The organism is Pseudomonas phoenicis, assembly GCF_047302395.1.
Classification (GTDB): domain Bacteria; phylum Pseudomonadota; class Gammaproteobacteria; order Pseudomonadales; family Pseudomonadaceae; genus Aquipseudomonas.
In genome coordinates, this window is record NZ_CP154852.1 from 2,393,588 (window position 1) to 2,415,451 (window position 21,864).

18 protein-coding genes, 1 tRNA gene and 3 pseudogenes are annotated in these 21,864 nt (G+C 56.4%); 13 read left to right on the forward strand and 9 right to left on the reverse strand.

The annotated features are described in order from the left end of the window. Positions 1–166: 166 nt before the first annotated feature. The 3 genes from AA0Z93_RS10740 to AA0Z93_RS10750 all read left to right on the forward strand — a co-directional run bounded on the left by AA0Z93_RS10740 (position 167) and on the right by AA0Z93_RS10750 (position 2,241). Positions 167–964, forward strand: coding sequence for an energy transducer TonB (locus tag AA0Z93_RS10740; RefSeq protein ID WP_413048950.1), 798 nt, complete (start codon positions 167–169; stop codon positions 962–964). Beyond that, positions 961–1,416: a ribosomal protein S18-alanine N-acetyltransferase gene (gene rimI, locus AA0Z93_RS10745; protein ID WP_296265587.1), complete on the forward strand. Its 456-nt coding sequence runs from the start codon at positions 961–963 to the stop codon at positions 1,414–1,416. Before AA0Z93_RS10740 ends, rimI begins: the two co-directional genes overlap by 4 nt. Positions 1,417–1,539: 123 nt before the next feature. Further along, positions 1,540–2,241, forward strand: a complete 702-nt coding sequence (locus tag AA0Z93_RS10750) for a DUF3053 family protein (protein ID WP_413048949.1) — start codon at positions 1,540–1,542, stop codon at positions 2,239–2,241. A 107-nt stretch (positions 2,242–2,348) separates the two neighbouring features. Here AA0Z93_RS10750 and AA0Z93_RS10755 read toward each other — a convergent pair whose 3' ends face one another. Beyond that, positions 2,349–2,720, reverse strand: a complete 372-nt coding sequence (locus AA0Z93_RS10755; protein WP_413048948.1) for a DUF2628 domain-containing protein — start codon at positions 2,718–2,720, stop codon at positions 2,349–2,351. A 64-nt stretch (positions 2,721–2,784) separates the two neighbouring features. Between AA0Z93_RS10755 and AA0Z93_RS10760 the strand changes: the two genes are divergently transcribed. Genes AA0Z93_RS10760 through AA0Z93_RS10770 form a run of 3 tightly spaced genes read left to right on the forward strand, consistent with a single transcriptional unit; the run spans position 2,785 to position 4,812 of the window. Next, positions 2,785–3,489, forward strand: coding sequence for a transcriptional regulator (locus tag AA0Z93_RS10760; RefSeq protein ID WP_413048947.1), 705 nt, complete (start codon positions 2,785–2,787; stop codon positions 3,487–3,489). A gap of 26 nt (positions 3,490–3,515) precedes the next feature. Next, positions 3,516–3,872 (forward strand): RidA family protein, encoded by a 357-nt coding sequence (locus tag AA0Z93_RS10765; RefSeq protein WP_413048946.1) that lies wholly within the window; start codon positions 3,516–3,518, stop codon positions 3,870–3,872. A gap of 28 nt (positions 3,873–3,900) precedes the next feature. Further along, entirely contained in the window at positions 3,901–4,812 is a 912-nt protein-coding gene (locus tag AA0Z93_RS10770; RefSeq protein ID WP_413048945.1) for a pyridoxal-phosphate dependent enzyme, read from the forward strand. Positions 4,813–4,991: 179 nt separating this feature from the next. On the opposite strand, the gene AA0Z93_RS10775 is transcribed toward AA0Z93_RS10770, so the two are convergent. Together AA0Z93_RS10775 and AA0Z93_RS10780 are read right to left on the reverse strand one after the other, a co-directional pair. Continuing rightward, positions 4,992–5,804 (reverse strand): IS3 family transposase, encoded by an 813-nt coding sequence (locus AA0Z93_RS10775; protein WP_413398588.1) that lies wholly within the window; start codon positions 5,802–5,804, stop codon positions 4,992–4,994. Then, positions 5,801–6,160 carry a transposase gene (locus AA0Z93_RS10780; RefSeq protein WP_413048944.1) on the reverse strand — a complete coding sequence of 120 codons (360 nt, stop codon included), beginning with the start codon at positions 6,158–6,160 and terminating at the stop codon, positions 5,801–5,803. The genes AA0Z93_RS10775 and AA0Z93_RS10780 overlap by 4 nt, the downstream gene beginning before the upstream one ends. A gap of 12 nt (positions 6,161–6,172) precedes the next feature. On the opposite strand from AA0Z93_RS10780, the pseudogene AA0Z93_RS10785 reads away from it, so the two are divergent. Together AA0Z93_RS10785 and AA0Z93_RS10790 are read left to right on the forward strand one after the other, a co-directional pair. Next, positions 6,173–7,102, forward strand: a pseudogene (locus AA0Z93_RS10785) (IS30 family transposase); the annotation flags it as partial. Positions 7,103–7,264: 162 nt separating this feature from the next. After that, positions 7,265–7,588: pseudogene (locus AA0Z93_RS10790) on the forward strand (IS66 family transposase); the annotation flags it as partial. Positions 7,589–7,650: 62 nt separating this feature from the next. On the opposite strand, the gene AA0Z93_RS10795 reads toward AA0Z93_RS10790, so the two are convergent. The 3 genes from AA0Z93_RS10795 to AA0Z93_RS10805 all read right to left on the reverse strand — a co-directional run bounded on the left by AA0Z93_RS10795 (position 7,651) and on the right by AA0Z93_RS10805 (position 10,194). Beyond that, positions 7,651–8,112, reverse strand: a complete 462-nt coding sequence (locus AA0Z93_RS10795; RefSeq protein WP_413048943.1) for a toxin-activating lysine-acyltransferase — start codon at positions 8,110–8,112, stop codon at positions 7,651–7,653. Between the two features lie 4 nt (positions 8,113–8,116). Then, positions 8,117–9,622, reverse strand: a complete 1,506-nt coding sequence (locus tag AA0Z93_RS10800) for a hypothetical protein (RefSeq protein ID WP_413048942.1) — start codon at positions 9,620–9,622, stop codon at positions 8,117–8,119. 377 nt (positions 9,623–9,999) lie between these two features. Then, a complete protein-coding gene (locus tag AA0Z93_RS10805) occupies positions 10,000–10,194 on the reverse strand; it encodes a response regulator transcription factor (RefSeq protein ID WP_413048941.1) in 195 nt (64 codons plus the stop codon). Positions 10,195–10,438: 244 nt separating this feature from the next. On the opposite strand from AA0Z93_RS10805, the gene AA0Z93_RS10810 reads away from it, so the two are divergent. From AA0Z93_RS10810 to AA0Z93_RS10820, 3 genes are read left to right on the forward strand one after another with little or no spacing between them, the layout of a single operon-like run. Further along, positions 10,439–11,692 carry an HlyD family secretion protein gene (locus AA0Z93_RS10810; protein WP_413049030.1) on the forward strand — a complete coding sequence of 418 codons (1,254 nt, stop codon included), beginning with the start codon at positions 10,439–10,441 and terminating at the stop codon, positions 11,690–11,692. A gap of 10 nt (positions 11,693–11,702) precedes the next feature. Next, complete coding sequence (locus AA0Z93_RS10815) at positions 11,703–13,856, forward strand: peptidase domain-containing ABC transporter (protein WP_413048940.1); 2,154 nt, start codon at positions 11,703–11,705, stop codon at positions 13,854–13,856. Then, positions 13,853–15,262, forward strand: coding sequence for a TolC family protein (locus tag AA0Z93_RS10820; protein WP_413048939.1), 1,410 nt, complete (start codon positions 13,853–13,855; stop codon positions 15,260–15,262). The genes AA0Z93_RS10815 and AA0Z93_RS10820 overlap by 4 nt, the downstream gene beginning before the upstream one ends. A gap of 631 nt (positions 15,263–15,893) precedes the next feature. Here the strand turns inward: AA0Z93_RS10820 and AA0Z93_RS10825 are convergent. After that, positions 15,894–16,373: a hypothetical protein gene (locus AA0Z93_RS10825; protein WP_413048938.1), complete on the reverse strand. Its 480-nt coding sequence runs from the start codon at positions 16,371–16,373 to the stop codon at positions 15,894–15,896. A 1,137-nt stretch (positions 16,374–17,510) separates the two neighbouring features. On the opposite strand from AA0Z93_RS10825, the gene AA0Z93_RS10830 reads away from it, so the two are divergent. Both AA0Z93_RS10830 and AA0Z93_RS10835 read left to right on the forward strand, forming a co-directional pair. Next, positions 17,511–18,623 (forward strand): SbmA/BacA-like family transporter, encoded by a 1,113-nt coding sequence (locus AA0Z93_RS10830; protein WP_413048937.1) that lies wholly within the window; start codon positions 17,511–17,513, stop codon positions 18,621–18,623. Positions 18,624–18,651: 28 nt separating this feature from the next. Then, complete coding sequence (locus tag AA0Z93_RS10835) at positions 18,652–19,797, forward strand: cupin-like domain-containing protein (RefSeq protein WP_413048936.1); 1,146 nt, start codon at positions 18,652–18,654, stop codon at positions 19,795–19,797. A gap of 219 nt (positions 19,798–20,016) precedes the next feature. Here the strand turns inward: AA0Z93_RS10835 and AA0Z93_RS10840 are convergent. Both AA0Z93_RS10840 and AA0Z93_RS10845 read right to left on the reverse strand, forming a co-directional pair. Continuing rightward, positions 20,017–21,306, reverse strand: a pseudogene (locus AA0Z93_RS10840) (DUF927 domain-containing protein); the annotation flags it as partial. Positions 21,307–21,767: 461 nt separating this feature from the next. Then, positions 21,768–21,844: transfer RNA gene (locus AA0Z93_RS10845), tRNA-Met, on the reverse strand. Between the last annotated feature and the right edge of the window lie 20 nt (positions 21,845–21,864).

A 21,864-nucleotide genomic window follows, 5' to 3' on the forward strand; every position in this document is an offset into this window, starting at 1 on the left:
CGGCAAGGGCGAGCCGGGTAAGGGTTTGCTGCGCTTCTAACGGTCGGGTGTCGCTTGCCAGCCCGGCGAAGCGAGCAGGCGCAGGCCACATTTCCGTCCGGGCGTTGCGGTAAAACCCGTGCAACAACGGTAGAATGCCGACCTGTTTTCCCCGGACGACCCTGCCGTGCTGACCGAGCCCCGCCGCCGCGCCTACCTTTCCGCCATGCAAGTGGTGCACTGGCTGCCGCGCGCCGAGCTGCCGTTCGCCGCGCCGTCGCGGCCCGAGCTGCTGCTGCCGGTGGCGCTGCCCGAAGAGCCGCTGCTCGATCCTGCGCCGGTGGCGTCTGCCCCCCCGACAGCCGTCGCGCCCGTACCACGGCCCAGCCCACGCCCGGCCGAGCGGCCGAAGATCGAAGTGCCGCGCCCGAGCAGTACGGCCAAGCCTGCCACCCCTGCAGCGCAAACCGAGAGCAAGACACCGGCGGCCAAGCCCGCGCGGGTCGCACCGCCGCGCTTCGCCCTGCAGCTGCTGCGCGCCGGCAACTGCGCGCTGCTGGTGGAGCTCGCCACCGGGCAGCCGTTCCAAAGCCGCGACCCGTCGTACCTGCTGCTCAAGGACATGCTGCGCGCCGCCGGCCTGCCGGACGCTCCGCAGATCGTCGGCGAGCCGGTGCGCTGGCCGATGCTGATGCGCGGCAACCTCGACCAAGGCCCGGACGCGGCGCGCGAATTCGTCCAGGCGTTCGTTCAGGCCCGGCTGGAAGATGCCCCTTGCACCTGCCTGTGGCTGGTCGGCCTGCCGGCCATGCGTTTCGCCGGCGCCGCCGAAGAATCGGCCTACTACCAAACGCTCGAGGTCGACGGCCTGGGTACTGCCTGGGCGCTGCCGGGCCTCGAACTTCTGATGGACGAGCCGCAGCGCAAGGCCGATGTCTGGAAAGCCATGCGCCAGCTGATGGCGCGCTGGAAACCCGTCGCATGAGTGACTCGATCACCTTCCGCCCCATGACCGAGGCGGACCTCGATGCCGTACTCAAGATCGAATACGCCGCCTTCAGCCACCCCTGGACCCGCGGCATCTACCAGGATGCGCTGAAATCCTACGAAGTCTGGTTGATGTTCGACGGCCAGCAGCAGGTGGGGCATGGCGTGATCAACGTCATCATCGACGAAGCGCACCTGCTCAACATCACCGTGAAGCCGGAAAACCAGGGACGCGGCCTGGGCCTGCGCCTGCTCGAACACCTCATGGCCCGCGCCTGGCAGCTCAACGGCCGCGAGTGCTTCCTGGAGGTGCGCGCGAGCAACCAATCGGCGTATCGGCTGTACGAGCGTTTCGGCTTCAACGAGATCGGTCGGCGCCGCGACTATTACCCCTTGGCCGGGGGGCGGGAGGATGCGTTGGTGATGGCCTGTACCTTGTTCGAGGACTAGCCGAGGCGGGCACTGCCTTTCTGTGCAATACCGCACAGCGTGAAGAAGCGGGTAAAACTTCGCCGTGTCGCGTCGGACTAATGCCGGTGACACCACCCCCTTACTTCTCGGAGATCCATCGACATGCACGTCTCGTTCCGCTCCAAATGGCTGTTGGCCGCCGTCCTGCCCCTGGTGCTCGCTGCGTGCGGCGACAGCGAGCCCGATCAGCGGGCGGCCTTCAAACAGTTCCTGCAGACCCGCATTCTCGACAAGCCGGGCGTGCATGTGCCCAAACCCTCGGCGGAAGAGACCAAAGCGTTCGGCGACTATGCTTCGCACTATGCGGTGATCACCGATTTCAACGCGAAGATGGATGAAAACACCAAGTCCCTGAGCGGGGTCACCAAAAGCGTGTCGGTGCGTTCTCTGGATGACATCCTCAAGCACCGCGAGGATCTCAAGACCGTGCAAGCCTTCATGAACGACGCCTCTGGCCAGTACAAGAAAAACCTGGCCGAAGCCGATGCAGCCCATGCGCAGCTCAAGCAGCCCGAGGACCTTGAACTGGTCTATGACAAAGCCTACGAGCGCGTAGTCAGTACCCCGGCCAAAACCTTCCTGGAAGTTTTGCCGCAGGTGAATGCTGGCGTGGAAGCCATCGAGGACGTAGCCGATTACCTCGAGGCGCATAGGGCGCAAATCAAGATCGATGGCCTGAAGACCGAAGTGCAGGATCCGCAGGTACTGGCAGAGCTGAACAAACGGCTACAAGTGGCCTCCGAGCGCAGTGCGGCACTGGTGAATGCGCAGGCCCGCTTGCGCGGTGTAATGCTCGGTCAGTGAATCCAACCCCTTGAGCGGCGCGACAGGGCAACGACCTTGCGCTGTTCAAGGGCGCTCGTGCGCCTCTTATCGAGAGGCGGCTGCGTTCGACACGGCGGGTCGAACGCTCAAATCCAACGCATACCTTCGAACGGGGTCCGGCTTTTCGAGCCTTTGACCCGCGTCAGGTAATAGCTGTACTTGGTCGACAGCCCCCACAGCACGGACAGGCCTACGCCGAGGCCTCTGTCCACGGACGTGGGAATGACGGTATCCGTCGCGATTTCGACGATGACTTCAACCAACGTGATCAGGCCGACGATTCCGAGGAACGCTAGGTTCTTGCGCCATAGGCCGAGTACGAACCAGTGGATCGGGCCGAAGAAGTAGCCGAATCGTGCAGCGTTCCTCAAGGCTGCTGACAGTACACGCCTGCCCACCCGCTCCGGCGGCTGAAGAAGGGTTTCAACATTTTGTTGGTTGAAAAAGCTTTTAAGCAACGTTTTGTTGAATAGCAGAGGAGTGGAATGCTAACTTTGCACAAATTGTTGAAGAGCTCGATCGATGAATCCTTCTTTTTTCTTCGACGAAGACGCCGTGCTGGCACTGCTGCAGGCCACCGTACGGGTAGTCGGCAGCGTTCTACCCGGAAATGCCGAGCTGGTGCTGCATGACCTGCGCCAGCCTGAGTACTCGATTGCCGAAATCGCCAACGCCCATGTCAGCGGTCGCAAGAAGGGCGATTCGGTGCTTGCCGGCATGCGCGCCGACAAAGCCTTCAGCGCAGCCCTGGAAGAAAAGCGCGAGCGGGTGTCGCTGCTGTTGGACTACCCGACCTTCTCCTGCGAGGGCACCGCATTGCGCAGTAGCACCGCCTTCTACCGCGACAGCCATGGCCGCGCGTTCGCCGCGCTGTGCATCAATGTGGACAACGCTGGAGTGCTCGACGCCATCGGCGTGCTGCGGCGTTTGGTGGGCGATGCCACGGATGCTGCGGCGCATTCGCCACAGGCCATCGAGCCCGCCGTCGAGCCAAGCCTGGGCAACATCGAAAGCCTCATGGGCGAAATCATCAAAGGCGCCACCGAACAGAGTCCGGGCGATGGTCGCGCCAATACCAAGCGCGCCAATCTGCTCGCGGTGCAGCACATGCAGGAGAAGGGGATTTTCCTGATCAAGGGCGGGGTGGAGAAAGCGGCAGCTGCCCTCGGGGTGACCCGCTACACCATCTACAACTACCTGGATGAGCTCAAAGGCATGGAAGGCTGATGCCGCATTCCAGTCAGGACATTCAAATGAAACGTTACGACAGCCATTTGCCTTACCCCTTCGCGCGCGCCGTGGAAGCCAACGGTTTTCTGTTCCTCTCCGGTCAGGTGTCGATGGATGCCGAGGGCGCGCCCGTCCATGGATCGGTGGAAGCGCAGACACTGCTGATCATGAAGAATATCCAGGCAACGCTCGAGTCCTGCGGGTCGTCCCTCGAGCGCGTCGTGAAAGTGGCCGTCTGGCTTTCGGACATGGCACATTTCCAGCGTTTCAATGCCGCATACCGCTCGTGCTTCACCGAGGGTTTTCCGGCACGTACCACCGTAGTGAGCAAACTGGCGTTCGATCTGGACGTCGAAATCGAAGTCCAGGCCGTGGCCTGACGAGCATCTTGATCGCGGAGCCGAAAGCATGCCCCTGAGCATCAACACCCCACTGCTTGAATCCTTGCCCCTGAGCCGGCTCGCCGGCACCAGGGTGTGGATGAAAATGGAAGCGCTGCAGCCTTCGGGCTCGTTCAAGATCCGCGGCGTGGGCCACGCCTGCGAGCAGCACCACGCCCGCGGCGCCGAGCGTTTCATCTCGTCTTCGGGTGGCAACGCCGGGCTTGCGGTGGCCCACGCCGGGCGGAAACTGGGTGTGCCCGTGATCGTGGTCGTGCCGCAAACCACCTCGGCGCGAGCCAGGCATCTGCTGGGCCTGGAGGGGGCCGAAGTCATCGTGCACGGCACGTCCTGGTTCGAAGCCAACGAGCTCGCCCACTCGTTGCTGACGCCTACGGACGCCTTCGTACATCCGTTCGACGATCCGCTTCTGTGGGAAGGGCATGCCTCGATGATCGACGAGGTGGTCGCAGAAGGCGTTCGCCCCGATGCGGTCGTGCTGTCCGTAGGCGGTGGCGGGTTGTTGGCAGGCGTCGATGAGGGCTTGCGCCGCAACGGCCTTGGCAGTGTGCCGATCTATGCGGCAGAGACGCAGGGGATGGCCTCGTTCAATGCTTCGGTCAAGGCCGGCCAGTTGACGGAGCTTGCGGCATTGTCCGGCGTGGCCACTACGCTGGGGGCTCGACAGGTCTGCCAGCGGGCGTTCGACATCTCCAGGGAGCGCCCCGTGGTGCCGCTGCAGGTCACCGACCGAGAGGCCGTCGCGGCGTGCCTGGGCTTCCTGGACGACCATCGCACTCTGGTCGAGCCGGCTTGCGGCGCTTCGCTGGCGTTGCTTTATGGCAACAAGGTCGGCCTGGGCGGGTTCGGCAACGTGCTGGTGATCGTGTGTGGCGGCTCGACGGCAACTGTCGAGTCGCTCACCGGTTTCGATGGCTGACAGCTGTCAGGTGGCGCCCGCACGCATCGCACTCTCTGCCGTGCCCAGCCGCTGCGCGCTCGCGTGTTCGCTGGATGGGCAGGTAGCGCTTAGTGCTTGCAGGCGCAAGTTTGAACTGGTCAAGTAATTTTGGGCACCGGTTAAGGTTCATGCCGCTATCTTGAGCTTTTCCTCCATGGCTACCGGTGTTTCGTAACCGTTGTAGCTGTGGAGGCGCTTGAGGTTGTAGCGCATGAGATAAGCTTGGATATCCACTCGTGCCTGAGATTCGGTCTCGTAACCCCCTGCCGGCTCCATTCTGAGTTCAATGCGCCCAAGAATCGTTCCATAGCGGCGTTATCCCAGCATTGGCCCCGATGGCTCATGCTTTGATTCAAGTTGTACTCATCGAGTGCGGTCCTGAATTTATGGCTGGTGTACTGACAGCCCTGATCTGAGTGAAACATCACACCCGTCGGCCTACCGCGCGATTCGACAGTCATGCGCAGAGCATTACAAGCCAAATTGACATCGGCAATCATGGAGAACGCCCAACCCACCACTCGACGGACATAGAGGTCAATCACAGCGGCCAGGTACAACCAGCGCCTGCCAACCTGGATGTAAGTCACATCGCCACACCAAACCTCATTGATCGTCGAAACCTTGAAATTGCGCTTCAGCTGATTCTGCGCGATCAATGCTTCTGCCCCGGATGACCGATACCGGTGCGGCCTGCGTTGTTTACACTTCAGGCCAGCTTCGCGCATTAGTGTGCGCACCTTGTATCGTCCGACCTCGTGTCCTTCACGGCGTAATTCCTGCACCAGCGTTCGTGAACCAGAGGCACCTCGCGACGCGTCGAAATGCTTGACTGCAAGCAGGCGCAGAGCATCTCTGGCCGGATTTTCACGCTCTTGCCGTTTGCGCCACGCGTAGAACCTGCTGCGCTTGACCCCAAGCACGCGGCAGCAGTCGATAACAGGGTATTGCTCACTCAGCTCGTTGATCAGCGAAAACGATCTTTGGAGTCCCGAAGCAGAAGAGCACTGGCCTTTTTTAGGATTTCGATATCCCGATCTTTTTGCCGAATCAGCGCTTCGAGTTCTTCAATTCGTTGCTGCTCGGGGGTGATCGCTTTGGCTCCAACTGGAACCTTGCCGGCTCGCTCTTCACGCACCTGCTCAACCCAACGACGCAATGCCGTGGGCCCAAGCCCAAGGGCCGCGCAGACTTCGGGGACTGACTGACCACCGTCCAGCACCATTTCGGCAGCGTGGACTTTGTATTCTCTTGAATAAGATTTACGCACTGATTTTGCCTCCAGTTGGGCGCCATCATAGCGCCCGATGAAGGTGTCCAAAATCATTAGGCCAGTTCAGTTCGACGCCAGTTGCAGCCTGAGCGCTATGAAGCCAGCGCTGCCGGTGCCCGAGCGCACGCCCTCAGACACGTCCCAAGGCGCGACAAGATTCTTGCCCCTGACTGTGAACTGTTCCAAGTCGTGCGCAGCATGTTGGCCAAAGGCTGGTCTCCTCAGCAAATTGCCGCGTGACTCAAGAACTACTGGCCTAACAATCCCGAGCGGCATGTGAGTCACGAAACGATCTACCTGACAATTCATGCATACCCACGCGTCGAGCTGAAGCGCCAACTCATCGGTTACCTGCGCCAGGGCGGCAGCAAGCGGCGTGCTCACAGCACTGCGTCAGCTCGGCGCGAGCGCTATCCAACTGAACAGAATATTCGCTACCGGCCTGAAGAGGTCGAAGGTCGGCAAGTGCCAGGTCATTGGGAAAGCGACCTGATCATGGGCGCAAACAGTTGCTCGGTAGTGGCGACGATGGTCGAGCGCACGAGCCGCTTCGTGATCCTGGCCAAGTTGGATGCGCCCACCGCAGATGCCGCGCTGGAGGCAATGACGCGAGAACTTTCGCGGATGGCACCGGCGCTGCTCAAAACCATGACCCACGACCAAGGCAGCGAGATGGCCAAGCATGAAGAGCTGACAGCGCGTACGGGAATGAAGATCTACTTCGCTGATCCGCACAGCCCTTGGCAAAGAGGCAGCAACGAGAACACGAACGGCCTGCTCCGGCAGTACTTACCCAAGGGCACCGATTTGTCGCTGGTAAGCCAGGAGCGGCTGGACGAGATTGCCGACTTGCTTAATACCCGACCTCGTCAGACATTGGGCTGGAAATTCCCTGTTGAAGTGTTGACGGATCATCTGCAATTGCTGGCGACCAATCGGCTCAACACTATCTATTGGCTGTTGCACTTGGAACCTGAGGCCGCCCACTCAAAGTGAATGACCCAACTGACCTAATGCAATACCAGCGTCGCTGACGAGCCATTTGCGATAGACACTGAACCACTGCCTTCCTGCGACATTGATGCCGAGCTTTTCGGCACTATGTGGCCACTGAACGGAATGGTAGAAAAGGTTAAAATTCCGGACCTGTCGCGTACCGCTTTGGGCAAGGCGGTGGGCTATCTAGCGAATAACTGGAGCAGACTTGAATAATATGTTGAGTGCAGCTAACTGCTGCTGGATAGCAAGCGTGCGGAGAATGCGATTCGGCCATTTGTGATTGGCCGCAAGAACTGGATGTTCAGCGACTCGCCGCAAGGTACCATTGCCAGCGCACAGATCTACGGCCTGATCGGAACCGCCAAAGTGCACCGGCGTGAGACCTATGCCTAGCTGCGCCATGTGCTGGAGCGGTTGATGGCGGCGCAGAGTATGGAGGATTACAAGGCGCTGCTACTTTGGGAATGCCCGGCTACTACCTGAAAGCAAGCGACGTAGATCGCTAAGCAACACACGGCATATGGATCGTTTAGCTACAAGGACATTCAAATCCTGCAGCTCCCAATTCGCCGGATCGAATAATCAGCACGTCTGCGTGCCCAGGAAATCTCACTGACGCCAGATTCGCGTAAGAGTTTCCTAAGCATGACCAATGCCTCTTTGACAGCGCCACCAGGGAAGCAGAAATCGATCACCCAAGCCCGCCCACCCTCATTCCACTCACTGGGATGCAACAGAAAATTAGGGTCCTGCACAAATCTTTCTTCTGTATCAGGCGCCAGATGCGCCCAGGTCAGAAAACCTCGGGGGCTAGATGATGAGTCGAAGAGCATGATGAACTGAGAGTGTTCAATAGCGGGTGCGAGCCAGTAGCACAACGTTCGTATCTGAAAACTTGAAGAACGTCGGCAGCCGGCCATGACCAAGGCCGCGTGGCCCAGCATCGTCGCCTTGTCATTGAGCCTGTCATCCCGGCAACTGGTCAGCAGGTTGTAATATCTGTTCATCTTTTTAGCTCGCCAGACCAGGGTAGAAGCTTAATACGTGCTTGATTTCATCATCGCCATCGGCTTCGGCCTGCAACTCCTTCAGGGTCAGCGATTGTGTAGCACGCTTGGGTAAGGTGAAGCTGCCGGTTTCAGGATTAAAGCTGATGGCCAGTGTGGCAGTGGACCAGAACGGCAAGGCGTTCGGCTGTTCATGGCCGAGGTTGAAGCGTGCTGCAAACAGCGCGTGGTCTTGCAAGGTATGCAGGGCCGCCCTCCGGTCATCGTCTGGTTTGTCGTCGAGGGCTTCAATCTGGCTTTGCAGCTCATGCAACACGCGATGGCTACGGTTCAGCCGCGTGGTATTGATCAGCAGAGCGAGGTGCAAATGCTGGCGGTCGATGCAGTGATCGCCAGCAGCCTGCGCAACCCTGTCAAACAGCTGTCCGTAACTTGAGCGCAGTTGAGCGGCTAGCGTTGGGTTACTCGCCAGCCAGGCCGGGCCGACTGCTACAGCGTCCTGGCCCAGGCCAGACAACAAAGCGTGAAAAAGTGGTCCACTCCAGCGTTCATATCCGTCCCAACCCACAGTGTCGACTATGGAGGTGACCGTAAACTCGTCAAGCTCCAGAGCGCGGTGAAGTGTCCTGGCGAAGGTGGTGAACTCAGAGGTATTTTCAACTGCACGCAACAACCAAAGCGGGAACCCGGCCTGAGCAACCTCATACAGGTAAGTGTAATGATTGTAGCGTTGGGTAAAGTGCTCCATAGTCGTTTGCCAAAGGCATAGCGAAACGTCATCTTCAACGACCGTATATTTGCCCAAGTAGTAACACATGCTCTGCAGGCTTTGCAGGGCGGGAAGGTACTCGGTATTAAAACGATCGATGCTGGAGCGATCGTGTATAACGTCGCTAGTGAAAATACGAACACCGCTTAGGTCCAGCCAGCCGCCTGCCAGTGAAATATTGGATGCGCTGACATTGAAATGGATAACGTGCTTTGCTCGCGCAGCCGCGAATTGCTCGGCGTAGCGGTCGGCCAACTCAACAAGGCCGCTTTTTAGGCGTTGTTCGAGTGTGGGCGGGATGATCGAGCCCGGCACCGTGGGGAGAAATTCGACAAGCCGGTGAATTGCCCGCTTTACCCGTATCGCATCCTCGCCCAGACCATCTAGGCGATTTTGTCTGAAGTAAACGGACCTGATGAAATGCGCAGGGCGCACAACCGGTTGGCGCACGAGAAGGCCGCGTTTCAATGTTCCTTTCCTGGTGCCGTAAGTTAGGCCTGTATCAAGGATGGCGAATGTACGCGTCGCTCCGAAAGGCAGCACAGACTCGATGATCTCTGCCCAGATTGATTCGTAAAGCGCGGTGGTCAGCGACAAATTGCCATCCCCGTGGTCTATGTCGACATCGTGACCAACCAGGGCATTGGCACCCAGCCCCTTAAGTTGCCAAGTGCCATCGAACCCGCAGCGCGCTCCGCCGCCGTTACTGAGAATACCGTCGCCGCCATAGCGTTCAGCCATGAAAGTCTTGCGCGGTGCACTGTCGCACCGCGGTAAGTCCTCAGTTTTGATCAAGTAACTGTAGGAAGCAAGCACGGTTTCCGAAGTCTGTTGTTGACACAGCGATTCGTTGAGATAAATAACTTTACCTCCTTCAAAAAAACTGTATCGAATGGGACGAATACTTCGTACAGCTCATTTAGTTGAGCTGCTTTCTTTTCTGAAACGTTCATCTGCATGGCATAATTTAGACAGCGGTGGGCGGACTGGTGCCGTCACTGCCAATTTAAGTTTAGAATTGGCGGGGCAGGGACCGTTTATACCCTGCTACAACGCCCAAGCGCCACCCTGCAGGTGTAGGGTGGCCTCGAGTTCGAGAGTGTGAATAATAAAGCGTTTTAGGCAAGCGATGTCAGTGAATGGACAAAAATCGCTAGTTCGACACGGCTGCTGACGTTTAATTTTTTAAATATCGAAGACAAATGATCTCTGACGGTATGATGGCTAATACCCAATTTTTTCCCGATTTCTTTGTTGCTCAACCCTTTTGATAAATAGTGAATGACGTCATGTTCTCGTTCCGTGATGTTCAACGTGTAGCTCCTTATTGCTGTAGTCATCGACCGTCAACCAGCGGTTGGCATAAATCGAGTGGCTGCGTGTACTGCTTTACTCGTGGCAGCAATGGGACGAGCGGCTCGATCAACTATTTAATGCGGAGATTCTTTTTTTTTCGATACCGAGAGTGGATTCTTGACGCGACTGGTCCTGTCGCGTTGAGCCGGGATCATGACGGCCGGCCAAGTAAAGGATGATTACGTGACAGGTAAGGCCCCCTTGTTTCGGCATGAAGCTCTGTCCGCGCGACAGAGCAACTGGCTGGGTGACATCATGCTTGTAAGACCCGTTTCCTTCACCGTGATGGCACTCGTGGCATTGTTGCTCGCGGTGATGGTCGTGAGTTTTTTCTTCTACGGCAGCTATACCCGGCGCAGCGCAGTGTCGGGCCAACTGGTCCTTTCATCCGGGCAGTTGAAAATTCACGCGCCGCAGTATGGTGTCGTGCTGGAGCGTTTCGTCGAAGAGGGTCAACTGGTAGAACAGGGGGCTAGGCTGTTGCTGATTTCCAGTGAGCGTTCAGTTGATTCTGGGCCTGTCCAGGCAGAGGTTAGTGACCAGCTCAAGCACCAGCGTGATTCCCTAGAGGAAGAACTGCGCAAGCAACATCAGCTGCAAGTCGAAGCGCGCCTGAGCCTCGACAGCAAAGTGCAAAGCCTGACTCAGGAGCTGAAAACGCTGGTCCAGCAAATCGCCAGCCAACAGCGGCTTGTGCAACTGGCCAGCAATGCTGCAGATCGATACCAGGGCCTCATGGATAAAGGCTACATTTCCATGGACCAGTTGCAACAGCGGCAGGCCGAGCTTCTTGGTCAGCGCCAGAGCCTTCAGGGATTGGTGCGCGAGTCCACAGTACTTAAACAGCAGTTGATCGAGCGCCAGCACGAGCGGGCCGGGCTGGCCTCGCTGCATGATAATCAACTGGCCAGCATTGGCCGCTCACTGTCGTCGCTGCAGCAGGCGCTGATCGAGAGCGAAGCTAAGCGCTCATTGGTCATCATGGCGCCGCAGCCAGGCATGGTCACTTCCATCCTAGCCGAGCCGGGGCAGGTCGTAGAAAGTTCGAGATCACTGATGACCCTAGTGCCCGCGGATGCGAGCCTGCAAGCGGAACTGTATGTACCCAGCAAGGCCATCGGCTTCATCCGGTCTGGCGATGCTGTGCTGCTGCGTTACCAAGCCTACCCCTATCAAAAGTTCGGCCAGCATCATGGCCAAGTGATTTCCGTTTCCAGAACTACGCTTTCGGCCGCCGAGCTTGCCAATGTTGTGGGGACCGTGCCGGGCTTGGGGGGCAGCGGCGAACAGATCTATCGCATTCGCGTGGGGATACAGAAACAAGCAGTGCTGGCTTATGGTGAATCCCGCCCGCTGCAGGCAGGCATGCTGCTTGAGGCGGATGTTCTGCAAGAAACTCGGCATTTATACGAGTGGGTGCTCGAACCGCTCTACAGCCTGACCGGCAAGCTTTAGGAATGCATGCATGAACTACATTAATGCCATTACTCCCACACTGGGACGTCGCCTGCCGCTCATCCTGCAGACGGAGGCCACCGAGTGCGGACTCGCTTGCCTGGCCATGATAGCTGGTCTATACGGGCACCATACGACGCTAATGGAGCTGCGCCGGGAGTTCAGCGTCTCGCTCAAAGGCATCACCCTCAGGCAATTGATGCAGACCGCGCAGCGACTCGAGCTTGGCACCCGAGCGGTAAGGCTGGAGCTGGGCGACTTGAACAAGCTCAAGTTGCCATGCGTGCTGCACTGGAACTTCAACCATTTCGTGGTGCTTAAGGCAGTCAACGGGCAGCGCTTGACCTTGCATGATCCTGCACAGGGAGTACGGCAACTTAGCCTGGCCCAGGCGAGCAACAGTTTCACTGGCGTTGCACTAGAGGTCTGGCCCGAGCAGGGCTTCGAACAGCAGGCTAGCAAGCCTCAACTCGGCTTGACGAGAATGCTGGGGCGCATCAGCGGGCTTTACCGCGGGCTGGTCCAAGTATTGCTGTTGGCGCTGGCGCTGGAAGTGTTCTCGCTAGTTAGTCCGTTCCTGTTACAATGGACGCTCGACAATGTTCTGGTTACCCAAGACCGCGACCTGTTGAACACGTTAATGATTGGCTTTGGCCTGTTGCTGCTGATGCAGCAATTAGTCAGTACCATGCGGTCTTGGGTTATGATGCACATGAGCACTTTGCTAAGCGTGCAATGGCGGGCAAATGTATTTAGCCACCTGTTACGCCTGCCTATCCAGTACTTCGAGAAGCGCCATCTGGGCGATGTGGTCTCTCGCTTCGGGGCTGTTGACGAAATTCAGCATACATTAACTGCTGCGTTCTTTTCGACGATTCTCGATGGCCTGATGACCATTGCTACCTTGGTACTGATGTTCCTGTACAGCCCATTGCTGGCGATGATCGCGATATTGGCTATGCTCGCCTACATTTGCGTGCGCTGGGTATGGTATGGCCCTCTACGCCGTGCCAGCGAAGAGCAGATCGTGCATGCAGCCCGCCAACAGAGCCACTTTCTTGAAACCCTGCGCGGTATACGCACGCTAAAGCTATTTCAACGGCAAAGCGAAAGGCGTTCCACCTGGCTGGGGCTGCTAGTAGCGCAGATCAACGCGGGATTACGCACACAGAAACTGCAGCTGCTCTATACCCAGTTGAATGCGTTGATCTTCGGCCTGGAAAACCTGTGTACTATTGGCTTTGGTGCTGCTTTGGTGATGGACAACCACTTCACGGTGGGAGTGTTAATAGCGTTCATGGCGTACAAAGGCCAGTTTGTCAGCCGTGTGGCAAGTCTAGTTGACCACCTTTTCGAACTGCATATGCTGCGTTTGCAGGGCGAGCGACTGGCTGACATCGTCCTGCAGCCGCCCGAGGAGCAGCGCGATGCGTCTCAATCGGTGAACTGGCCAGCCGGGCGGATGAGCATCGACATTCATAACCTCAGCTATCGTTACTCCGAGCATGAACCGCTGGTGCTTGATGGAATCGACCTGCGCATTGCTCCCGGAGAGTCCGTTGCCATCACCGGGACTTCCGGATGTGGCAAGAGCACTCTGGTGAACGTGCTGCTTGGAGTACTGCCGCCCACCAGCGGCCAGATCCGCATGGCTGGGCATGAGCTGCGCCAGCTTGGTCTGGAGTCCTGGCGCGGGAGGATCGGCACGGTTATGCAGGACGACTGCCTATTCGCAGGTTCACTTTTGGAAAACATCACATTTTTCGAAACAAGTCCTGACTTGGAATGGGCAACGAATTGCGCACGCATGGCAGCTATCGATGCCGACATTGCGGCCATGCCAATGGGCTACAACACTCTGGTAGGCGACATGGGTACCGTACTGTCCGGCGGGCAGAAACAACGCGTGTTGTTGGCAAGGGCACTCTACCGGCGACCAGACATACTCATTCTTGACGAGGCCACAAGTCATCTCGATGTCGTTAGCGAGCAATGTGTCAATGCTGCAGTGCGCGCACTCGACGTGACACGAATCATCGTTGCCCACCGCGCTGAGACGATCGCCTCCGCAGATCGGGTAGTGCGTCTCGATGCGGGGCGGGTGGTGCTTGATCAGCGGACTGTGTGCGTATCCTCAGACCTGGGCGAAGCTATCACGCCATGAGAGCAGATGTCTTCAAACGTTGCCTGCTAGCGCTTATGTGCACATGGGCGTCCTGCACCGATGCACTGGACATGTTCTCGACGGACGCCGCCGTGGCGCCTGCCGCTGTGCTCGATGGCATAGGCCTGGGCGCCGCCTGCGCGGATGGAGCGCTGCCGGAGGTGCTTAGCCTGGAGATCATGGTCGAGCGGGTATTGTGCCATGACCCGCAGGTCCGATATGCCTGGGCACAGGCCAAGGCACAGGCAGCGCAGGTTGGAATAGCGCGCTCGGCGTATCTGCCTAGGCTCGATGCCACAAGTTCCTACAGCCGCGGTCACAATGCCACACATTACGAACAGACAGACTCCTCCGAAGGGCGTCAACGTCAGCTGGACCATCGTCTGAGCCTGAGCTGGGTGCTGTTCGACTCTGGCCAGCGTGAGGCCAACGTGCGCAATGCCCGTCAGTTGCTGGTGGCGGCTAATGCCAATCAGAATGAGCGCTTGCAAGAGGCCTTCGTGCAGGCAGCCAGCTTGTACTACGAAGCCCTGGCCGCCCAAGATAGGCAACGGGCCGCCGAACAGGTTGCCGCGTTGGCCACCGAGAATCTCAAAGACGCCAGCGCCAAGTTCGATGCTGGCGCCGCCGCGCTGAGCGACCGCCTGCAGGCGCAGACCGCGTATTCGCAGGCTAGTCTTGACTTGATTCGCGGCCAAGGCGTGATGCGCGAAGCCGAAGGCCAGATCGCCGTGCGCATGGGACTGGCGCCGCAGACTCGACTCATACTAGCGCAAACGCTGACGCGACGGCCGGATACCACCTTCGTAAAAGGTCTGGATACACTTCTTGAGCAGGCCGGCAACGACCATCCTGCATTGATCTCCGCTAGGGCGAAGCTGGAGGCAGCAAAGTCAGCCGTCGCCGAACGCCAGGCTGCCGGCCGCCCATCGCTGTCGTTAGTTGCCTCACTGTCGGATATTAAGACCCATCAATCCATGGCGTTCGACGGCGATAGCCATATCCGTGATAACAGCGTTGGTCTTCAAGTCAGTATCCCGCTGTTCGAAGGGTTTGGCCCTTCCTATCAGGTTCGGGGGGCACGGGCCAGGGTGCAGGCCCAGGAAGCAGAACTGGACGATGCTCGGCAGCGTGTGGCATTGGAGTTGTGGGCCAGTTATCAGGCCCTCGGTACCGAAACTCAGGCGTTGAACAGGACCGCTGAATGGGTCGAGCAGGCAGTGCTCGCCCTGACCGTAATCCAAGGACGTTATCGCTCTGGAGTGGGTAGTATGATCGAGCTGCTCAATGCTTCTTCTGCTTATGCAATGGCAGAGCAGGAGCATATTGCTGCATTAAATGGCTGGCACCGTGCGCGATTGCGTCTAGCGGCGAGCTTGGGACGCCTAGGTTTCTGGGCAATTTGATCACTGCTGCAGAAAATTTTATTGGCGCTACTAGTAGCTATAGGGTAAAGCCCAAAATTGTCTATGTAACCATAGAGATTTTGTAAAGCCGTAAGACATAGCAGTAGAAGAACTCGAGATGATTGCAGTTGTCTTTATTCCTCGCACGATAGTATATATTGCGACACTTGGAGTCGTTAATTATCTCGATAGTGAGATCGGTGATGGGAGTATTAACGGAGCTGATCTGGCGCTGGCGGCAGGAGCTGATGCTCTAACTCGGTTCCTTTACCTGACCTGCCGGCGTCGACTTAATCTTTATGGGACGACCGCAGGGCTTGGTGACGGAGTCATAACAAGCGGTGGGCGACATGTCGGGAAATAACTGCAAAGGTGCCTATATCGGTGCCGGTAATCTGCCTATGATTTTTTTACTCCTCTTAGCCAAGCAGCGCTAGGCACGCTGCCACTCGGGTGCAAATCTCAGCTATCTCGAAAGTGCGTAGTAACAGGGCGGCTATAAAATTCTTTCGATGGCGCGCCATAAGGCTCAGGAGCGATAAACTGTTATCTGCTAACTACTTTCAAGTTTAAAGAGGCTGGCAGCATGAAACTTCGAGCACCCTTAAGTTATTTTTAAATGTTCGCTTCGCTAAGTTGATGTGCTTTCAACACTGGTCAGCATTGTTAGCAGATTTGCAACTTTAGTGTAGGGGCCTTTCAATTTAAGGTTTAAGCCTTGAGCCGTCATTGTGATCTTTTCGCTGCGGCAGCGAAAAAACAGGCTGAACATTTTTTTTGGCACAAAATATTCACCCTTTTCGTTTTGCATATAGCCAAAATTTCTAAGGGCACTATCCACTGCCATTTTTGAGTTTTGGCTTTTCAAATTAATCTCTGAGAGTGCTTGGTCATAATACATGGCCTTTAAGGTTATGACGGAAAATGTAAACATCCCGCCAAAGGCCGCCGCTGTTAAAAAGCCAGACGTAATTTCAGTTTCTTTGAGGATAAAGAATACCAATAGCGTTAAAGCGGCATTGAGTAAAATCCTCTCAAATAGTGCAAGAGCTTTCAGTGGGTCTTGTAATAGTTGATCGCTCAACTTTATGCGTTTTAGAGTATATTGCATCTTTGGGCTCAACCTGACCGCAGTGGTGGTAGTAGATGTGCTGGCGCACCCTTTAAGTGCGCCATGATCACCAAATGCTGATTAGGACCCGACTGTTTGCGGGAAGCCCATTGTTCCTGCGAACACCGAAGGATCCCAAGCTCTAGCGGAATCCCTGAATGCGTTGTAAGTCGCTTCCCCTGCCACCGCCCCTGCTCCACTGCCAATTGCAGCACCAGAGGAAGGGCCGAAGCCCAATCTCGAGCTGATAGCTGAGCCCACTGCGGCACCTACGGTGCCAGCTGCGGTTGTCACGAAAGTTGTACCAGCATCAGCGCCGGAAATCCCAGCGACTTCGTATTCAGTTAGGTCTCTCATTGGATCAATATCCTTATTAGACGATTTTTACTAGGTGGTACATTTTGAAGGGGTGATGGTGAACATTCATTTTAACAGCGATGGGGCATAGGGCCACCCCTACATCTGTAGGGGTGGCCATAAAGAGTTGCTGGGAGATTGGTGACTGTAAGCCATAGAAGGTGCGGCGAATGCAAAGTCAAAGGGTCAGAACAAGCATGGGCAAATCAACCCGATGGGCCTTGTAAATAAGGGTATGGGTGCACTAGGTTTTGCAGTGATGAGTGTAGCTGTATCGGGCATAATCATAGCACTGGCAGCAGCCTATCTAGGAAAAATATGTATGTATCAAGCGCGAATTGATGGCAGCCACCATAACTACTTCCACTCTTGCATTGGATTATAGGGCAAATAAAATTGAGTACACCTTAATTTTTCTTGGCACTGGCTTTTCATAAGAGTAAAGAGCCACTAAACCAAGCTCTAAAATTGCTGAGACGCCACTCAAATAGGGCATAAACTGTCGAAGAGTGGTCGGAATGGCATTCGGCTTAATCTGAGCATGTGACTAATTCAAAGTCTTTCAACATAGTATAAAAAATAATTTTCTCGCAAATCCTGATAGATCCTAGGCGAAGCCCTACACCTGTAGGGTAGTTATCGTGGCAGCTCACGAATAAACTAGTGACGGTAGCTAAAGGATGCTACCGCCCTTTGCGCGTTTTGCTTTGAGTAATCGCCCGAAGAGAATAATTAGGGGGCACACTCCCAAAATAATGATCATTCAAACCGTGACGCCAAATGAATTATAAAATCAGCAAAGGGCATTGTGAAAACCTTGACGAAACGTCGTTTCTTCGCAATACATTTAGGGTGGTGTCGTTGTATTGGCGAAGCGAAGAAAAGGTCTTCGCTTGGTGTTCGTTGCTTGCGCTGGTCGTTTTGTCTCTTCTTGCGGTAACCACTGCACTGGCAATCAACGAATGGTACAAGCACTTCTATAATTCCATTCAGAACCATGATCCCTATACCTTCTACAAATTGGTGCTGATTTTCCTCGGAGTCATGCTGTTTTCTGTACTGCGCTCGGTGTTGATCACTTATTGGGTTGATGTATTTGCGTTGAGGTGGCGACGTTGGTTGACCAATCATTACCTTTCGGCATGGATTGTCGAGTCAATCCGCCCTCAGCAGATCGAAAAGCAGGTCGACAATCCTGACCAGCGCATTGCGGAGGACATAAATAAGTTTACGTTCGAGACCATTGATTTGGCCTGCGGTATTTTCTATACGTTGGCCAGTATCGTATCTTTCAGTGCGGTATTAATTGGAATATCGGGCAGTGCACAACTGTTAGGTGTCACGGTTCCCGCCTACATGTTTTGGGCTGCCATTGTTTATGCAGCTCTAGGCACCTGCGTCAGCCAGAAAATTGGTTTCAAATTGGTATCCTTAAGCAATAATCAGCAGCGCTCCGAAGCAGACCTGCGTTACTTCTTGATTCGCTTCCGCGACAGTTCCAGTGATCAGGAAGCCTTCTCCGGCCGCCACGGCGAGAAAGACCGAATAAGCGAGAGACTGGATATCAGTCTAGCGAACATGCGCCGTACCATTCGCGTGAAAATGCGACTGTCACTATTCACGGAGAGTTACGGTCAGCTCTCCCTGATATTTAGCAGCCTGCTGGCTGTGCCCCGGTTTTTCTCCGGTGCCATAATGTTTGGCGAGGTCATGCAGATCAACTCGGCGTTCGGTAACCTTTGCGAGAATCTTAGCTGGTTCATCAATGCCTATCACCGCCTGGCCGACTGGAAAGCCACAACGGACCGGTTGATCTCATTCGATGGCGCATTGGCCGAGCGCTGCGCAATCGAAGGTGTGGTGCATGAGCACGGAACTGTATTCGCAAAGTAGTCTGAAGCGATTTTGATTGGAGATCGATATGTTATTGCAGTCCGCGCTGTCGTCGTTATTTGCGCGAGCTAATGAAGTGGGGGTTGCCGGCATCTTCCAGTTCGTGTTTTCCGGACAGCAACACTTCTGGGTGCGTGCGCCGGCTTCCGCCCAGGTTCATACGGGTAGGCATCCGCAGGCAGATGTGACTATCGCCATGGACACATCAGTATTTCTCTCAATCATGCGGGGAAAGTCCGATATTGAAGCGCTCTTTGCCCAAGGGCAGCTCAAAATCTCAGGGCGCCTCGGTCTGGCGACATTGCTTCCGCAACTAGTCAATCGAGCATTATATGGCGGCGGTGGGGAGCGGGTAGAGATGGACCGCCGCTACCCAGCCCGGCCTCGCTTCAGCGAGCAATTGTCGGCTAGTCTTGACAAGCATGACGTCATCGAGCGACGGGCCGCGCAACAGATTTCGGTACACGAATTCACAAACCAATACCGGGCGGTCGGTAAACCTCTGGTGCTAAGCTCGGCGCTCGACGATTGGCCATTGGCAAAGATGTCAGTGGAGCAAGCCCTAGAGCATTTTTCCGACGTACAGGGCATCAGTCGGCACGGGCAATACGCCGATCGTGCGTTTCTTTCTGAGCGTGAGTTCAAGGCCGTAAAGGTAGTGGATTTTGTCGCTGGGATGAAACATGCAAGCCAACCAACCAGTGACGAACCAGCAGCTTACATGGGAAATAACCAACTGCCGCGGCAGTGGATGCACCTGATCCGGTTTCCCGAGTTGTTTGAGCGCTCTCAGTACATAGCGCCAAGGTTCTGGTTAGGGCCCGTTGGCACCCTGACGCCACTTCACCGAGATGACTCCGATAATTTGTTCGCCCAAGTCTGGGGTGAGAAATCGATATTGCTGGCCGCTCCGCATCATCGCGAGGCTTTGGGTAGTTGGGCAACCTCACCAGATGGCGGCTTGGAAGGATGTGATTTCAATCCGGGCAAGCCGAACTGGGAAGACTTCCCGGCAGCCAGGAATGTGGACTTTCTGCACGTTCGATTGGGCCCCGGCGACCTTCTATTTTTGCCTGAAGGCTGGTTTCATCAAGTCTCTTCGTTAACGATGTCGCTGTCGATCAACTTCTGGACCCATTCGGTACGCGTACCGGGTAAAGATTGCTTCGGCTGACGACTACCACATTGCACCCAAACCTACTCAGTCAATCCGCGTCTTATCAATGACCGCGGTTTTAGCATTGCCTAAATTATTTTTCCCTCCAGCAGCGTGGTCGGCTGCTACATGGGGCGCACATCCAGCGTTTTGGGTCGCGATGTGCTTGGTTCGCGCAATGTTTCCCAAACACGATTGGATTAACTACCAGAAGGTCGTAGATAAGTGGCCGGCATAGAGCTCTTTGTTCACCGCATTAAGGTCCATGCCGCGAAAGATCTCAGAGCGCCATGCTTCGAGGAGGACGTAACAGGTCGTCGTGGTGTGCAGCGTGTCGCCGACCCCATGCTCCATCGCTTTGCGAAAGCCCAGGCGGTCGATTGTCCGAGGCCCATGCTCATCCACTTTCGCGGCCGCCGACTCCCAGCGCGTAAAGCGGCTCTCCCCGAAGCGCTCGATCACTTGGCGCAGACGCGCAAGGATGGCGTCACCTTCCAAGTTCCCTGCGTCACCTCGCTCCGCTAGCCAGGCCCTCAGGCAAACGCGGGCGGAATCGATAGCTAAACCGTCTGGCCATCCTGTAACGCCCAGGGCGGTGGCAAGTTCTCCTGCTGCTGCCAAGCCAAAGCGCGTAGCGGCGCGATGCGCCTGTCCGCTGGCGCTGGCGGGCAGTGCTTTCGCTGCAAAGCACTCCATGGTGCTGCACACCATAGCGGTGTAAGCACACAGCTTGACCGGGTCGCAGAGGGCGGACAGAAATGCCAGTGCCGCAGAGCCATAGAATCTGTTCACTCTGGCTTTCAGTGCATCTGACAGCGCAGCAGCATCCTCAAACCCGTGCAACTCCTCGAACAAACCCACTCCCTTGCTCGCGTCTGCCGGGACTGCAAGCAAGCGTACCTCCATGCCAGCTTTCAGGTCTTTGTTCGCTTCGGCCATCTGTTGCGCGAGTGTCCTCTCTCCGATCGAAAGGAACAGCAACCGCCACTCTTGCACCTGGCGCCCTGACATTCCTCGATCACTTGCCCGCGCCTTACCGGTGCCGTTGCCCAGCATGTAGACCGGTTCGCCAATGATCCGTGGATCACACTCCGATCTCATCGAGCACCAAAAGGCCATCCGAATGCGCGGCCGCGATGCTTTCCAAGGCGTTATCGGTAGAGCGCCACGAGCGGACCAAGCGCGGGCCACCCCATATCGACGCTGCAACTTGCAGGTGGGTGGTCTTGCCGCCGGAGCTGTCGCCATACAGATGAAAACCGCCGGACTCCTGGCCAAGCAGGTGCAGCACTGCGCCCGCAAAAGCCACGCACACCACAAACGCCAGTCGGTGATTACCTACACACCGTGCGCCGATCTGCTGTTGCCACTGCTCCAGCGTACCGGCCTGGGTGATAGGTGGCAGTTGGGCACTGGCCTCGTAAAGTGCAGATACTCCGGGCTGGCTCCAATTTGCCGATCCGGAACTAGGTAGGCGTCCCCATGCCAGCCCAGGCGAGTAACCAAACGGGCGCGCTTCGAGCCGTCGCAGCACTGATGAGTTGCGCGGTGCGTTGAAGCTCTGCTGAATGTTTACCTGTCCAGCCCCCGGTCTAAGCGTAGGCAGCATCGCCACTTCGCTTCACTCCCCTGGTTAAAAGCTCGGGCGCTTATCGTTCATGCTGGGGAGCGCCGTCAGGTCGGCCAGTTGTACTATCAGCAGCTGCTCGCTTTCGCACAGTAATACGGGTGCCGAGCGGCGTTCAGCCAACTTGTCGAGATTCAATAATGATCGCGGTTCAGGCAAGCCCTGACAGCGCAGGCCACCGAATCAATTGAGATGTTTCGCACACGGAAGACGCAAATGCTTTACGAGCCGTGCTGCTTTCATACACGGGTAAACACGGCGGCAAGATAAGGGTAGAAAGGTGATGTGGCGGAAACGAAAAAGCCCGCACAAGGCGGGCTTCTTGGTTGCTTGACGATGCGCACATCGTCTAGCAGATGTTTGGTGGCTACACAGGGACTTGAACCCCGGACCCCAGCATTATGAATGCTATGCTCTAACCAACTGAGCTATGTAGCCAACTGGCGCGCATTATTCTC

Excerpts from the sequence above, each read along its gene's own strand:
- AA0Z93_RS10820 (WP_413048939.1), top strand. The coding sequence starts at position 13,853 with ATGAGAGCAGATGTCTTCAAACGTTGCCTGCTAGCGCTTATGTGCACA.
- AA0Z93_RS10760 (WP_413048947.1), top strand. The coding sequence starts at position 2,785 with ATGAATCCTTCTTTTTTCTTCGACGAAGACGCCGTGCTGGCACTGCTG.
- rimI (WP_296265587.1), top strand. The coding sequence starts at position 961 with ATGAGTGACTCGATCACCTTCCGCCCCATGACCGAGGCGGACCTCGAT.
- AA0Z93_RS10800 (WP_413048942.1), bottom strand. The coding sequence starts at position 9,622 with ATGGCTGAACGCTATGGCGGCGACGGTATTCTCAGTAACGGCGGCGGA.
- AA0Z93_RS10750 (WP_413048949.1), top strand. The coding sequence starts at position 1,540 with ATGCACGTCTCGTTCCGCTCCAAATGGCTGTTGGCCGCCGTCCTGCCC.
- AA0Z93_RS10795 (WP_413048943.1), bottom strand. The coding sequence starts at position 8,112 with ATGAACAGATATTACAACCTGCTGACCAGTTGCCGGGATGACAGGCTC.
- AA0Z93_RS10815 (WP_413048940.1), top strand. The coding sequence starts at position 11,703 with ATGAACTACATTAATGCCATTACTCCCACACTGGGACGTCGCCTGCCG.
- AA0Z93_RS10765 (WP_413048946.1), top strand. The coding sequence starts at position 3,516 with ATGAAACGTTACGACAGCCATTTGCCTTACCCCTTCGCGCGCGCCGTG.
- AA0Z93_RS10830 (WP_413048937.1), top strand. The coding sequence starts at position 17,511 with ATGAATTATAAAATCAGCAAAGGGCATTGTGAAAACCTTGACGAAACG.
- AA0Z93_RS10835 (WP_413048936.1), top strand. The coding sequence starts at position 18,652 with ATGTTATTGCAGTCCGCGCTGTCGTCGTTATTTGCGCGAGCTAATGAA.
- AA0Z93_RS10825 (WP_413048938.1), bottom strand. The coding sequence starts at position 16,373 with ATGCAATATACTCTAAAACGCATAAAGTTGAGCGATCAACTATTACAA.
- AA0Z93_RS10770 (WP_413048945.1), top strand. The coding sequence starts at position 3,901 with ATGCCCCTGAGCATCAACACCCCACTGCTTGAATCCTTGCCCCTGAGC.
- AA0Z93_RS10780 (WP_413048944.1), bottom strand. The coding sequence starts at position 6,160 with ATGATTTTGGACACCTTCATCGGGCGCTATGATGGCGCCCAACTGGAG.